Below are 15190 nucleotides of genomic sequence, written 5' to 3' on the forward strand. Positions count from 1 at the left end.
CACTTTTATAAGTCACCAAAATAAATTAGTGGCGAGTATCTGTGGTTATGATAATTCAATAACCACGATACTACCATTTTTATTTTTATGATTATCGCTAAACCTTTTTACCATAAAAAAACGCTTAGTTTACTAAATTTATCTAAGCGTTTTGATTTAGTCCTTACTAGTGGCAAGAGTCTGTATACAGATTATAATGTCTGAAGTGTATTTTGGACTTGTTCTTCTGATGGTGAATAATGGTTAACATTAAATTTATTAAGCAATTTCTGTGTTGATTCGCTAATAAGGGTAAGACACGCAATACAAAGAAACTCTTTCGGTCTACTGAATGCTACATATCCCAATCTGCATTTATCCTGTTGATCGAGAAGCCTTTTCTCCTTGTCATCTTCCAGCCACATTAATAGTTCCTTTTCATTTTTTGCGATAACTAGTGCTGCATCGGCCTGTAGACCTTTTGATTTATGGATTGTAAGAAAAGAATCGTGGTATTCCTCTAATTCTTTAGACAAATCCTCATTATCGGGAATCGTCCTATTTGAGAGTTCGTCTACTAATCTTTTTGTTCTTTCTTTTATATTGAACTTAACTTCCTCGTCTGTTTCTTGCCTCTTGCGATTAAATGTAGACTCTACAAAGTCTGCAAAATCTTCCAAATCGAAGTTTATATTGTAATTAATCTCATAAAACAATAAAAGACATTTCTTCCTTAGTTCAATTTCTTCCAATTCTAACGTTTGAGGTAACTGATCCTTTTTTATATTATAAAAAGCCGACAAAAACTCAAAAACACATGTGAACAACGGCAAATTTTCTTTCGATTTGTGGCTGAAGTCTACTTTTCTATAATTTTTGTAAACTTTATTTTCATGCGCTAAAAAAAATCTTGTTTTAGGAACCACTTTACAATAACTTTTATTTACGCATAAATTGTTAAAATCAGATATAATCGTCTTTAATTTAGTTGATGGAATGAACATGACTGGATTCTTAGAGGTACTCTCTTTATTTGCCCATTCTTGTTGAATACTGGAATGAAAATGATTAATAAAATTCACAATTGTTTCGCTCGATCTGTAATTGCAATTTAACTTACTAATGGAATAAACTTTTTTATTTTGCAATGCATCTATTGGGTGCAAAGGAACTTTCTTAGCCCCTGTGGAGCCTTTCCTTTTTCGGGGCTTGTTCCTAAAATTCATTATGCGTTGTTCTGGGTCACCAACTAGTATGACTTCAGAATTCTTCCCCTTTCTTAAGGTATCAAAAATTTCAAACTGGGTATTTGTAGAGTCCTGAAACTCATCTACAAATAGATACCTTATTCTGTTGCAAAAACGCTTTTTTACTTCCTCGTTCTCCAGTATTTTTTTCGAAAGAGTAACTATATAATCGTAGGTCAGAACTCCTTTCTCAGAAAGTCGATTAACTATCATATTTTTCTCGACAAATGGATTTTTTGAAGAGTTATTAACCTTAATTTCATAATCTGTAATAATCAGTTCATTTGGAACTAGTCTTAAAACCTTCCCATAGGGTTTTATTAGGAACTTAATAAGGAAACTATGTATTGTTCCTACAAAAATATTTGGTTGAATTGATACCTTTTTTTGTAACCTCTCTAAAATCTCATTTGTGGCAGAATTCGTATAGGTTATAACTGCCAAATACTTATCATTCGGTAATTCATTTGCCTTTTGAATTATTTGCTTTACTAACTCTGTGGTTTTACCTGATCCAGCAGCAGCAATTATCAACGAATTATTTAGTTTTCTCTTCATTTTCTTCCCCCATAATAAACTTGAAGATAGAAACTATATAATCAGGAATTTTAAAGCCTGTACTATCTTTTAATAGTTCTTCATGTAAAGCAAATGCAAAATCAGATTTATCATTTTCTATGTTTTCGAAGTAAGTCTTCATGTCAATCTGTTTTGTCCAATTCTTCTCTACTTCTTTATATTTTATAGGGTGAAGTTGTTTAAAAACCCTTAACAACAACTCCCTTCCCTTGCCCTTATCATTATACTTTATTATCTCTTTTTCAAATGTGTCATCGTTGATTTCAATGGCAATTACATCCTTATTAACCTTATAGTGCTCTTTTAGTTTTTCAGCCCGTTTTTCCGTTTTCTTTCCCGCATCTTTATCGGTTAGTACACCACACTTAATAAAGTATCCGTTTTTTATTATTTCTAGAAAATGCTTAAAAGCAACCCCATTAACATTGATTATGTTAGAGCCAATACTTTCTAACGTTTTCTTTTGGTGCATTTCAAAGAATAATGGAACCAATATTTGCTCAGATATTCCCTCAACAAGGATAAGTCTCCTTGCATAAAACATAGATGAATTTGTTGCATCTAGATATTTTTTCAAATACTTAATATGGTCTTGTCCTTCTTTTTTATCTGAAAAACCATCAAGGATATAATGATACTTTATCTGTACCTTATCTTTGTAAAGAATAACTAGGTTATTTAAATCAATTGAGGTAGTTATATTAGTGCAGTGAGATGTAATGATAATCTGGGTATCCTTCTTCTTTTCCTCTTTATCATCCTTCTTTTTATCCTCTTTGCTCCCAATACTATTAACCTTACTTAAATTTTTCGCCAGATGTGTTTGTAAATGTGGGTGTAAATGTGCCTCAGGCTCTTCTATCCCAATAACTCTAAACGCTAATTTTGTCTTATCATCCGCCTGAGACGCTAGATGCGAGAGTACAAGAGAAATAAATAATAAATTATTCTTACCCAATCCATTTCTTTCAATTGAAACAGGATTCTCTCCATACACAATACTTAATTTCTTTAATATTTCATTAACCTCTGGAGAAGAGAAATTAAAGTCAATACTGTTTAATTCCGATGGGTTAGATAAAGAAACCCTGTCTAAATATGTAGTTAGTTCCCTCTTAATAGAATCTAATTTTTTATTTTCTTTTAATTTCTGATTTAATTCCCCAAGAATTGATTGGACCTCAATAAAATCATTTGCATAATTTTTATTTAAAATACGATATAATAATTTATATTCCCCATTTGCTACTAGTTCCTTTTTTGCATCACGTAGAGCGTCTAAAACCTCTAATTTTAACATTTTTAAGAAGTATGGGTCACATTTATTAGTAGGGTTATTTCCACCAAAAATTACATATTCATATTGATCGATAGGGAATTCAACATGATTATATAATTCTTCTTTTTTCACCTTACCTTCACTTAATAGTTCCCTCAAATTGGCAACTTGCCTTTCAATCCATTCTTGTCTTTTAAAACCAGCCCTAGGTTTAAACCAATAAGTTAATTTGGCCTTAGTAAATGTCTTTTCATAAAACCAATCCCCTACAACAGCAAGTTGATCATCGTCTAATTCATCTAATATTAATTCGACCTTAACTTCAGGAAACTTCATTTCAGAATCATCAATGGTTTCTTCGTCAATAACTCTTACAATGGATTTTTTAAAGTTCTCTTTTGTTTTTGAATTTATATCATCAATGTCTAAAAACCTTTTCTTGAACATAGTGATATCCTGACTTAAGACCAAACCTATGCAATCAATAAGATTTGACTTCCCTATATTATTCTCTCCAATAATAGCAGTAAATGGTTTCAGCGGAATCGTAAATTTCTCTTCACCAAAATTTCTATAGTTCTTTACACTCAACTTTGAAATATACACGACTAAACTCCTTAAAACTTATTTAATAATGCCTATATTAGAATTCTACAAGAAATGACAAAAAACCTTCATTCCATAAATATACACCCTTTACCTTCCATAAAAAAGAACAGCAGGCTTCCCTGCTGCCAGTTATAGTTTGGTTGTCATTTTACATATTTACTTAAAATCTCTGTAAAAGGATTATAGCCTGTTACAATAGTGATTATTGAACTAATCAAACCAATTACTATAACGAGGAAATTTATGATTTTTACAATTATATTATTTGAAATCCTATAATACGTGCCGTACTTAATTAGTCCAGTCCAGTATAATAAGAGAATAGGCAGATGCACAAAAAACTGAACCCCTTCTCTTAACCATACAAAGGGGTTCTTTGCTTGCCCCTTTAACTTTTCGATATTATTTTCTACAACACCTATATATCTTAACAAGACATCGTCAATCATAGAAAGATAATTATGCATTATGCTATTTTGAAGACTATTAAATCCTCGAATTGGACTTCTTGCTTCATCCCTCAAAGTAGGTAAAGCGTTAATTATTATTTGATATGTTCTATACTGAATACCAGAAAAAGGTGGAATGAATCCTCTTGCAATCCCTAGTTCTCCAACCTTATCCTGCATTTTTGGTGCTTTCATGGTTAACCATTCATATAACTGATAGTTCTCTTTTTCAATTAATAGACTATTACCATATTCACGAAATTTATTAAGATACTCATAGGCTTCCCTTTGATTATTTACTTCCTTTATTGAATTACGGATTATTAAACTAAACCCTAACAAAGATAATCCAATTATTGTAAAAATGTAGTATAGCAAGTTTTTCACCCCGATGAGTAACTAAAAGTAATTAAAATAAGTTAATTAGATTAGTTGCTATTAGATTTATATACTCTACGATTAATATACAATCTTGTAAGGTCATTGATCTCTACATAAATTTTACCTGATTGAACCCACTTGAGTTCTCCGAATACTATAGCGGGCACACCATTTTTCCAATTCCCCTTAATTTTACCCATACTTAACCAAAATCTTTTTTTGACCTGTTCATTTAACTTAATGCTGAAACTATTATAGGGATATTTCTTATCAGAATTTAGCCATATTTCGTTATCCGAACTTTGAAGATATCCCCAAAAGAAACCTTGAACACCATTTTGTTGTTTAGTAACTCCATCCCAAGAACTGACCATTTTTTCAAGAGGAATTATCTTATTATCTATTTCCAATGAAAATCCTTGCTTATCAAGATTATTATTTATAGCACAGTCTAATATCCTTTTAAGCGTCCATGTTTTCTGTACAGTTTTTGTCGGATCTTTATCATAAATATTTTTACTATCACCTGTTTTTCCAAAAACATCAGATTCTTCGTTATCATCTCCAGCAAGAGAAGCGTTACTAAAGTAATCCTTAAACAAGATTCCTATATCATTTGTATCTGCCTCTCTTTTATTTTGAGATACTCTGTTCTCCTTTTTATTTGAAGAAGTATTCGACTTCTTTAAATTACAGTCTATATCATGCTTTGCTGAAAAACAGGGTTCCTTACCATCTACTGATTTTTTTCGAAACCAAGCATCTTTTCCACATTCTCTACAAATAATTAAACCCTTTAATTCTAGTTGTTTTTCTTCAGACATATTTTGAACTTGATAAGCCGAATAAATTTGTCCTGTTTTCTTATGCTTAACTACGTCCATACCTAATCTCTCCAAATATCAATTAATAGCGGTTGCGGTTGAGGAAGAATCTTTGCATTTCTAACTATGACTCTATTAAGATTATACCATTACCCGATTTATAAGAAACTCAATAATGAGTCCTTACTACAACTTAGTTCATACACTAACTTTGATTACAGGCCTATTCTAACCCTAATTTTACCCCTGTTTAAGACAAAAAGACCCGAAGGGTCTATTATAATGAATATTTTTCTTCTGCATAGTGAATAAATTTTTCAACGGTCCATAATCTATTCTGATATTTTGCTGGATATAATGAGTGGTAGGGCTTAGGTACAACTAACGTAACTTTTTCATCTGCCATTTCATCTAACTGGTTAGGGGATATTCCCTGTTGAAGTGTCAATAAGTGTTTCTCATCGATTCTGTTCGCTTCGTTCAGAATCTGTCTCCATCTATCCTTACAAGTAGTTTTCGCACCTAGAAAAATTAAGTCGCTATCAAGGAATGACTTATCAGCATAGGCTGCATTTGATGGAAGTAAGAAATCAGGCTTTTTATTACCTTCAGACCGACCGGGATGGCTAAACGGAATACGATAAGAAGAAAATAAGAAATCAACATGATGTTCCAAAGACTTTCCTGCTCTACTCTTTCTTCGATTTAAGGCACTACTAGCAAACGCAATTAGTGGATCAATATCATCATAGGATAAATTATTTTTATACAAATTTCTTTCAATTGCTCTAAATACACTGTATTCAGTCTTTACCCACTCAAGAATCATAGTATCGGGTGGAAAACTTTTCTTTTTATATACATGGTAATGTATTTGTCTGGCTAATTCTGCAAGTTTAATTGTTTCAGGGAAGTCCTCAAACACATAGACTACTTCTTCTATTTCCTTTTCTAACTTTTTAGATAAATCTATGTCCTTAACTTTTCCCCCATTGTAAACCGCGTTATTGTCCATAAGGGAGGTAGTGTCAAAAGATTTATGAAAACTACCTAAAGGGTTAGTTTCTCTCCTATTTACTGGATGGAGATGCGCCGCAATCGCTCTTGACAAACACGCCAATGGTTTGAGGATTGTTTAACAAGGGCGAAGGGAACAAAAGAAGGCATACCAAATAAGCCCTTGGTTGTTTCCATTTTAAACCATTGGCAAGTTCGGTTTGTCAAGAGTTCGCTCCGCCGATTGCTGAATTAGCTTAAGGGCTCAGCTAAACAAAAAGTTAGGCTTGTCTTTGTTCTACTATCCATTGTTGTGCTAATCCAATGAGCTTTGTCCAACGTGCTGGCATTGTTGGAAGCCCCTTGAGTTCTGGATTCACTACGGGCACTTTTCCTTCTAAGGCGGCATGCGGACGCAAAAAGTTAAAGTAGGCCGTAAATAAGGTGACGTATGAAATGGAACCATGTTCAGAGCCGAATCCATGAGTGGAGCGATAATTGCCCTTAAAGGTGCGGTTAAGTCTCTCAATTATTTGTTTCAGTGGTCTATATTCGGTCGAAACAGGGTCCTCATTGGTTAATCCAATGACCTGCTTCACATCGAATGAAATCCCATGTTGAGCGAAGAAATGTTGGGCTAAAAGATAGATTGGATTCCCGTCTACCACAAAGGTCAGATTTTCTGGAATCTCTTTCATCTTGATTAAGACCTCATCAATTGCTCGAATGGCTGTTGCTGTGTCTCGATTAGGCGACACCGGATACGAAAGAATAATCTTTTTCACGGCGTCAAAAAAGAAAAATAAATAATGCCATCGACCGTTTACTCTGATATACGTTTCATCACCGCAGAATTGGTCTGAAAGTTCATAGGGATAGTGATCCACATAAGGTTTAAGTAATAAAGCTACGCTATTTTCGTAGTTCAATACAGTCTGATGTGAAATCATCACTCCGTGTACGTCCTGCATAATCGCAGCTGTTTTACGGGCCGAAAGGCCATAGTTTACATGATAGGTTAGGATTAATCCTAATGTATGTGGTGATGCATAAATCTTTGATAAGTCAACGGCCGGCAGTTCTGGTGATTCCTTGGATAACGGCTGGAAATCGATATGAAACTGACGGAAAATGTATCTTAATTTAAATGCTTGAGGGTCCTTTTTGAACCTTTTCTTTTCTTTTGAAGTCATCCCATTGAGCTTCTTTTGATAATAAGAACAGTCATTGTTCTTGCACTTAAACACGTGAAAATCTTTTCTTTCTTTTATTTTCTCGAGAGTTTTGGAACAATGAGGACACTTCAGGATGGCTTCCTTAGAATAACGGTTCTTTTCACTGAAGAGCTCTGTACACACCTTGCATTGATACTGGCCTTTATCTCCATTGTTGGCATAAAGATAATCTGATGGAGCACCACACTTTGGGCAGTTCATGGATTTAGGTACGGAAACTTTTGCATTCTTACGCCTTTGAACAGGTTTAAGTGGTTTCCCGTTCTTCTCTAGATATTCACTAAGAAGAACTCGATAATCAAGCTGTTCCAGAACTTCAATGACCGGAAGGTCGTCCACTTGAAGTTTTCGATATGGTTTATTTACTGGCTGTTCAGTAGGCTTATCAAACATACTCTTACCAATCAATAAAGTAAGCAATGTTCGAATTAGTTGTTCTTGATAGTTTATAAAAGTTAATAAATAGGTTATAATTTGAGGGTACAAATTGTCACTTCCTTTTCTAGGTTGTTGAGAGTGTCGTAACCTCAATTATCCTTAGAATTCAGGGGGTGGCAATTTTTTTGCTTATAAAGCCCTCTCAGATAGGATTTAATAACCTATTTACTATAAAAGTTTTGACAATACGATAAGGGACAGGGAGAAGGAATCTATGAATTTTTCAATCTCATCTTCAGTATCTAAAATATAGACTTTGAAGTTCTCTTGATCCATCGGCATGAAGATAATCAAGTTACCCACTTGTTCTGCTTTCTCAAATGGTGAATTGGTCCAAAAACGAGTAATACGGTATTCGTTTCTTGTCCCTCTGCCATAATATATTACACGGCTTTCATATGGATAATATCCGTCAAGGTGAACTTTAATGTATTTGTCTTTGTTTTCTCCTTTTACACCTTTTTCTTCAAAGAAGATATTCCATGCTTGTTTTGCAATGTAAAGCCCTACTTGATGGGCACCTGTTAGATCTACATCATTTGCAGATATGAATTTACAATAAAAGCGACCAATAGACTTGGCCGCCTCAATTGCATTCGTGAGTTTTTCTGACTCATTTTGTTGCATACTCGACTCGACCCTCTTCCACGACTTGTAGTATTTCTTCACGCTCAATTGCTTGTACCATCTTTTCAGCAATCAGCCGAACAACAGGTACTGCAACGCTATTACCGAACTGTTTGTAAGCAGCAGTGTTACTTACTACAATCTTAAACGTTTCTGGAAACCCTTGCAAGCGCGCACATTCGCGTGGGGTCAGTCTTCTTGGATTTTTTCCCTCTCCTTGAGGAATGAGAATCTCACTTCCATCCTTATAGTATCTTGCACTTAAAGTTCTACTGTAAGAGTTTAGATCAGCAAGGCCGTAGCCAAATCCATTTCCCTTTTTTGCATGTTTTTCTTTATATGCTTGAAGATAATCCCAAAGTTTATCCGATAAGGTGTATTTTTCGTCTACATCTTCCTCTAGAATTGTTTGTAGAGAAGGACCTTCTTTAGGAACCTGAGGAAATTCAAATTTCAAAGGCTTTTTAAAGCCTACAATATAAATACGTTCACGGTTCTGCGGTACTAGTCCTTTCGCATTTAATACCTCTGAATAAACTGTATAACCTAGTTCTTCTAATACATTAATTATTACCTTAAATGTTTTACCCTTATCGTGACTTCTTAAATTCTTTACATTTTCCAGTAGAAAGGCTTGAGGCTGTTTTTCTTTTATTATTCGAGCAATATCAAAAAATAGAGTCCCTTGTGTCTCGTCTAAAAAACCATGCTGCCGTCCTAATGATTGCTTCTTAGAAACTCCTGCAATACTAAACGGTTGACATGGAAAACCTGCAAGCAATATATCATGATCAGGAATTTCTTTTTCATTTACACTTCTAATATCACCAACTGGTTTTTCACCGAAATTTGCTTCATATGTTTCCTGAGCCTTCACGTCCCACTCACAACTAAAAACACAATGTCCATAGGGTTCAAAGGCAGTTCTAATACCTCCGATACCAGCAAACAAGTCAATAAATCTATATAACATATTCCTCACCTCCGAACACTTGTCCTAATGGGATAATTATAACAAAGTTTGTAGTTCTTTTGTTGATTTTCATGCTATAATATTTAAGTTACTTTTTTACAATACCCTCTAGAACGAGGTGAAACAAGTGGCAAATGTATTTATTTATTATAATTCAGATCAAAGCGAAAGTACCGAACAGGCGGTTCATCGTGTCAACGAATTGATACACAATTTAGAGATCCACCATGTAATTTTAGGAGTGTTTTTAGATTTCTTTAATCAAAGCACCGAACTAATGGAATTACTCAACTCTCCTCTTTCAGAAATTGATTACATATTTACAAATAAACCTATTGTTAACGAATTTGATAAAGAATTAATAATTCAACTTTCAAGAACTGAAAAGTTTGAAATAAGATATTTTGATGAAATGTAGCATAATAATTTTTAGCAAAAAAAAGAATTACCACTGGACTGATTCCAAGAAGCAATTCTTTTTTGTTTCATTAGAAGGACCCTTCAATTAAGGTATTGATATTCTCACTAGTCACCTTTTATTTCACTGAAGGTTTTAACATTGTAATAGTTCCATACCCATCTGCCACTTGATATTATAACTAGAAAGGTTTATAAAGTTCCTTTTTTAAATAACATTTAATAAATAATCAACCTCAATGGCTACATCTGAATGGATGTCCTGCTTTAAAATTGAAAATTCCAAATTATAAGAGCGGCATAGCCTTGAGAAATACTTGAAATTCTCCCAACTCCCTAATTCTTTAAAGTCATAAAGAATCACTCTACTAAAAGTAGTACGATCAATAAACTTGAAAAATGATTCTAGTAACCCAATATCATCCAATAGATACATACTTGATTTCTTATTAAAATATTTTGCATGGTCTTCCAATGCATCAGCAATATAATGGTAGTCACCAAAGTCAAAAGTAATCCCCAGATAACGCATACTATCACCCCAGTTTGTTATTTAATGAAAGTATAGCGCGAATCTAATCATCTTCAAGCATTACTATTTTCTCTTATGAAATGAAATAAATTATAGATTGGATTTTTGGCTTTTTACCACCGACTGAAAAGACCAAACAGTTGAATAACTGTCTGGCCTTATTCAATAATATAGGCATACACAAGAAAGCGGTCTAAAACCAAAGAGGCTATCTGGAAAGCCCTAAGGGGAAGAGGGCACTGAAAAAGTCCTCATAGGGATTTCATAGCGGGTAGATGAACGATTTGTCGTTCATCTACCCGTTTTTTTGGAATCCGTTGATTTCCGTTCCAGGCGGACGCTTTCCGCGGGCGAGGCCAATCCTCCTCGTCGCTGCGCTCCTGCGGGGTATCGGCTGTCTCGCTTTTCCCGCAGGAGTCGCCACCTTCCACTCCAATCAACTAGTGTTATTACCACGGAAAACCTATCTTTTCTCTAAAAAACGCCATTTTTCCTGTATACTAAAATAAATAAATACAGGTGGTGCTCCTCATGATTTCAAACCAAGAAACACTCAATTTAAGTCCATACATGGAGATTTATGACATCGTCGTGCCAAAAGATAACATGCTTCGTCAGATTAATGAACTGGTCGATTTTTCCTTTATTCTAGATGAGTTAAAAACAAAATACTGTTTAGATAATGGTCGAAATGCGATTCCGCCTATCCGTATGTTCAAGTATTTATTATTAAAGGCGATTCATGATGTATCGGACATTGATTTAGTAGAGCGTTCTAGATACGATATGTCCTTTAAATATTTCTTAGATATGGCGCCAGAAGATGACGTCATCGATCCAAGTTCACTGACAAAATTCCGTCGACTGCGTCTAAAAGATGTCGGTTTATTAGATATGTTAATTGGGAAAACCGTTGAAATCGCACTGGAAAAGAACATCATTAAAAGTAGCACAATTATTGTGGATGCCACGCATTCAAAAGCACGTTACAATCAAAAGTCACCAAAAGAGTTTTTACAAGAGAAATCCAAAAATGTTCGAAAAGCAATCTATAAAATTGATGAATCGATGAAAGAAAAGTTTCCTGCAAAAAATACTACTAATGATGTAAAAGATGAAGTAACTTACTGTGAAAAATTAATGGAAGTGATTGAAAAGGAACCAAAAATCGCACAAGTACCCGCTGTCAAAGAACGCTTAAATATGTTAAAGGAAGTTGTCGAGGATTACCAAGTGCACCTTTCCTATTCGTCAGATGCCGATGCACGAAAAGGTCATAAATCAGCTGACTCTTCTTTCTTTGGCTATAAAACACATATTGCGTTAAGTGATGAACGAATTATTACAGCCGCAGTCATCACGACAGGTGAAAAAAGTGATGGGAAGTACTTACAAGAATTGATCGAAAAAAGTAAACAAACAGGTATGGAAGTAAACACGGTAATTGGAGATACAGCTTATTCAGAGAAAGCGAATATTGACTATACGAAAAAAGAAAAAATTGCACTTGTTTCAAAGTTAAATCCAGCTATATCAGAAGGTAACCGAAAAGAAGAAGATACATTTGAATACAACAAAGATGCCGGACGATTTGTTTGTAAAGCAGGACATTTAGCAGTACGAAAAGCACGAACTGGTAAAAAGGGACAAACTAAAAACCAAGTAGAAACACATTATTTTGATATTGAAAAATGCAAGGTATGTCCATTACGGGATGGATGTTACAAGGAAGGTGCGAAAAGTAAAACCTATTCGGTAAGCTTAAAATCCGAAACACACGCAGAACAATTGGCCTTTCAACAAACGGATAAATTTATCCAGTTAGCGAAGGAGCGCTATAAAGTGGAAGCAAAAAATAGTGAGTTAAAAAATGGACACGGGTACGATACGGCATCGTCTACGGGTCTATTTGGCATGGAAATTCAAGGAGCCACAACAATATTCGCAGTGAACCTCAAGCGAATATTGACGCTATTAAACGAAAAAGAGTAAGAAATAGACAAAGAAAGAAGGCACTTTCTGTTCAAAATCGAACAGAAAGTGCCTTCTTTTTATTCTGAAAAACCGATACGCAATAAAAAGCGTAAGTTTTTCAGTGCCCTCAAGGGGAAAGGGGTTTTCCTGACACTGTATATTTCCTTATTCCCTTTTAAATCCCTTGTATTTTTGAAAATATTTTTCAATCTCTTTTCTCTTTTATTCAACCTCTCATCAATAGACTGTCCAAAAATAAGACTCATATCTTTATCCGGAGTAGCATTGATGGTTAACATATCCTTACACTATATTCAGCAGCCAATAAATTACCCTTCCCCCATAATAAAGATTCCAACAATAAAGGACTAATTCAATGAAGGCTAGAAATCCTTGAAAGTTGGAAAAAGAGGAATAAACTAGAATTAACAAAAAAGAAGCCTATAGTTTGTTTTTTGTTAAAAATAATATTTAAATGGGGGTAAAATTATGCAAGAAAATGAACTTAAACATGGATCAATTTTCACACATGCTTTTAATTTTTCAATGATAGGCACTGCGGTAGTTGATCCAATCGGACGAATCTTAAAGGTAAACCCGTCTTTAAGTCACATATTAGGATTTACCGAAAATGAATTAATCTCCTTAACTTTACGGGACATTACGTTTTCGGAGGATTTTGTAAAACTTGATGATTATATATCTCAACTCTTATTGGGAAAGATATCTTCTCATCAAATAGAAACAAGGCTTTTACATAAGCATAATTATGGGATTTGGACTTTATTAAGGATCTCATTAGTTCAAAGTAATGAAGGAAATCCCTTGTACTTGATCATTCAAGTGCAGAATATAACAGAACGAAAGAAAGTAGAGGAAAGATACTTTAACTTTATTGAACGGTCATCAGAGGCCATGATTATTATAAGCAACAGGAAGATACAATACATAAACGAAACAGGGTTAAAATTTTTGAATATTTCAGAGAAGGAAGAAATAATAGGTAAATCAGTTATTGATTTTATTCATCCAGATAAACGTAACATTTCCGTGAACTATATTAATAGAGTAGAAGCGGGAGAGACCATTTATCGTATAGAAGAAATTTTCGGTAGAGTTGACGGCAAATTTATTAATGTAGAGTTTACAGCATTCCCGGTTTATAACGGTGAGAAAAATGATATGCATGTCATCATGAAGGATATTAGTGAAAAAAAGAAAACAGAACAGTTCCTTTTAAATTCTGAAAAGTTAAATGTAGCAGGACAATTGGCTGCAGGAATTGCGCACGAGGTTAGAAATCCTTTAACAGCAATAAAAGGGTTTCTTCAAATAATGGATAGGGAATCGATTGGGAGTAAAATGTACTTCGATGTTCTTTTGTCGGAGGTTAACCGTATAGAATTAGTTTTAACTGAATTACTCCTGCTATCTAAACCACAGAACACTAAACATAAATTTATTAATCTTGAAAGTATCATAGAACAGGTTATCTCTCTGATGAGTACCCAAGCCATCTTACATAATATCGAAATAAAAAAAGAGATTAATACGGATACGTGTATGATCAGTTGTGACGAAAATCAATTAAAGCAGGTCTTCATTAACTTTATCAAAAATTCTATTGAAGCAATGCCTAATGGTGGACCTATTTATATTAAGGTTTTCAAAAGAGACAACGATAGTATATTAATTCACATAATTGACCGAGGGAGTGGTATACCAGCAGAAATTCTGAAAAGGATTTGGGAGCCTTTCTTTACCACTAAGGAAAAGGGAACGGGCTTGGGAATGATGATATGCAATAATATCATTGAAAACCATAATGGAAAGTTACAAATATCAAGTTCTCCTAATGGAACGACTATTGGTATTATCCTTCCTCTTAATAAATAAAAATGTTTTGATTACTGTTTTCCTTTTTTAAAATTTAATAAATGAAATGTTTCTTACTCAAACAATAACCGTGCAGTAGTGGCATATTTTGATATCTACGCACGGTTATTTTTAAGTTCACTCATATTTATTTTCTTAAGTTAGGTAAATGGTAGATGAATCGTGCTATTTTTCCCTTGTTTCTATTCTATGTATCGTGTCTACAAGCCACTTTATGAACACTGATAATAAAAAATAAATTGGAAAAGAATAAACTGATTTCCAAGCATATGGTTTATAAATATTCATAAAAATTGCAAGCGGCTCAAGTATAAAAGCAAAAGTTAAAGCCATTAGTAAAGAAATTAAAATATACGTTTTCCATACTCTAAAACGTTGATATAACATCATGAATACCAAGGAAATTATAATATCTATACAAATTATTCTTGAACCCCAAGGTAAAACCATTTTTGGATAATCCCAAAGGTGCAACTCTGAACCTAAAACGTCTAGGAAAATAACTATAGATAAAGTCAGAAATCCATGCAAAACTATATTTCTTAACCTTGAACGATCAACAAATTTCCACCATAAGTATCCAATTACGAAAGTACTTATAAGGAGAAACCACCATTGAAAAGAATAAAGTACCTCTTCCCTCCAATAGTCCAACCTCAAATGGCTAAGTGTTTTTTGCGCCTTTTCAAGTTCACTAAATCTTACTGAATCCTTCATTATTTCACTCTCTCTTTAAATCATAAATATACTTACCA

General features: G+C 33.8%; 14 protein-coding genes. 3 read left to right on the plus strand and 11 right to left on the minus strand.

Annotation, left to right across the window (positions count from 1 at the left end; genetic code table 11):
- Positions 1–191 precede the first annotated feature (191 nt).
- From NST60_RS10110 to dcm, 8 genes are all read right to left on the minus strand, one after another.
- Entirely contained in the window at positions 192–1784 is a 1593-nt protein-coding gene (locus tag NST60_RS10110) for a UvrD-helicase domain-containing protein (RefSeq protein WP_224428461.1), read from the minus strand.
- Complete coding sequence (locus tag NST60_RS10115; protein WP_341098768.1) at positions 1765–3690, minus strand: ATP-dependent nuclease; 1926 nt, start codon at positions 3688–3690, stop codon at positions 1765–1767. Before NST60_RS10115 ends, NST60_RS10110 begins: the two co-directional genes overlap by 20 nt.
- 146 nt (positions 3691–3836) lie before the next feature.
- Positions 3837–4520: a hypothetical protein gene (locus tag NST60_RS10120; RefSeq protein ID WP_224428463.1), complete on the minus strand. Its 684-nt coding sequence runs from the start codon at positions 4518–4520 to the stop codon at positions 3837–3839.
- Between the two features lie 50 nt (positions 4521–4570).
- Positions 4571–5407, minus strand: coding sequence for a hypothetical protein (locus NST60_RS10125; protein ID WP_169187650.1), 837 nt, complete (start codon positions 5405–5407; stop codon positions 4571–4573).
- A gap of 217 nt (positions 5408–5624) precedes the next feature.
- Positions 5625–6458 (minus strand): type II restriction endonuclease, encoded by an 834-nt coding sequence (locus NST60_RS10130; RefSeq protein WP_224428464.1) that lies wholly within the window; start codon positions 6456–6458, stop codon positions 5625–5627.
- 166 nt (positions 6459–6624) lie between these two features.
- A complete protein-coding gene (locus tag NST60_RS10135; RefSeq protein ID WP_169187685.1) occupies positions 6625–8064 on the minus strand; it encodes a DDE-type integrase/transposase/recombinase in 1440 nt (479 codons plus the stop codon).
- Positions 8065–8184: 120 nt separating this feature from the next.
- Positions 8185–8643: an EcoRII N-terminal effector-binding domain-containing protein gene (locus tag NST60_RS10140; RefSeq protein WP_169187648.1), complete on the minus strand. Its 459-nt coding sequence runs from the start codon at positions 8641–8643 to the stop codon at positions 8185–8187.
- The gene (dcm, locus tag NST60_RS10145) at positions 8630–9616 is read right to left on the minus strand and encodes a DNA (cytosine-5-)-methyltransferase (protein WP_107921316.1); all 987 of its coding nucleotides are present in this window, start codon (positions 9614–9616) and stop codon (positions 8630–8632) included. Before dcm ends, NST60_RS10140 begins: the two co-directional genes overlap by 14 nt.
- Before the next feature lie 127 nt (positions 9617–9743).
- On the opposite strand from dcm, the gene NST60_RS10150 reads away from it, so the two are divergent.
- Entirely contained in the window at positions 9744–10034 is a 291-nt protein-coding gene (locus NST60_RS10150) for a hypothetical protein (protein ID WP_107921315.1), read from the plus strand.
- A 207-nt stretch (positions 10035–10241) separates the two neighbouring features.
- On the opposite strand, the gene NST60_RS10155 is transcribed toward NST60_RS10150, so the two are convergent.
- A complete protein-coding gene (locus NST60_RS10155; protein ID WP_169187647.1) occupies positions 10242–10565 on the minus strand; it encodes a hypothetical protein in 324 nt (107 codons plus the stop codon).
- 531 nt (positions 10566–11096) lie between these two features.
- Here NST60_RS10155 and NST60_RS10160 point away from each other — a divergent pair.
- On the plus strand, positions 11097–12557 hold the full coding sequence (locus NST60_RS10160; RefSeq protein WP_341098173.1) for an IS1182 family transposase: 1461 nt from the start codon (positions 11097–11099) through the stop codon (positions 12555–12557).
- Positions 12558–12616: 59 nt separating this feature from the next.
- Here the strand turns inward: NST60_RS10160 and NST60_RS10165 are convergent, their stop codons facing one another.
- Complete coding sequence (locus tag NST60_RS10165) at positions 12617–12838, minus strand: hypothetical protein (protein ID WP_341098769.1); 222 nt, start codon at positions 12836–12838, stop codon at positions 12617–12619.
- A 190-nt stretch (positions 12839–13028) separates the two neighbouring features.
- Here NST60_RS10165 and NST60_RS10170 point away from each other — a divergent pair, with 190 nt between their 5' ends.
- A complete protein-coding gene (locus tag NST60_RS10170) occupies positions 13029–14435 on the plus strand; it encodes a PAS domain S-box protein (RefSeq protein WP_169187646.1) in 1407 nt (468 codons plus the stop codon).
- A 165-nt stretch (positions 14436–14600) separates the two neighbouring features.
- Here NST60_RS10170 and NST60_RS10175 read toward each other — a convergent pair whose 3' ends face one another.
- A complete protein-coding gene (locus NST60_RS10175; RefSeq protein ID WP_098798126.1) occupies positions 14601–15152 on the minus strand; it encodes a CBO0543 family protein in 552 nt (183 codons plus the stop codon).
- Between the last annotated feature and the right edge of the window lie 38 nt (positions 15153–15190).

Origin of the sequence: Niallia sp. FSL W8-1348 (genome assembly GCF_038006745.1) — a bacterium.
GTDB lineage: Bacteria > Bacillota > Bacilli > Bacillales > Cytobacillaceae > Niallia > Niallia alba.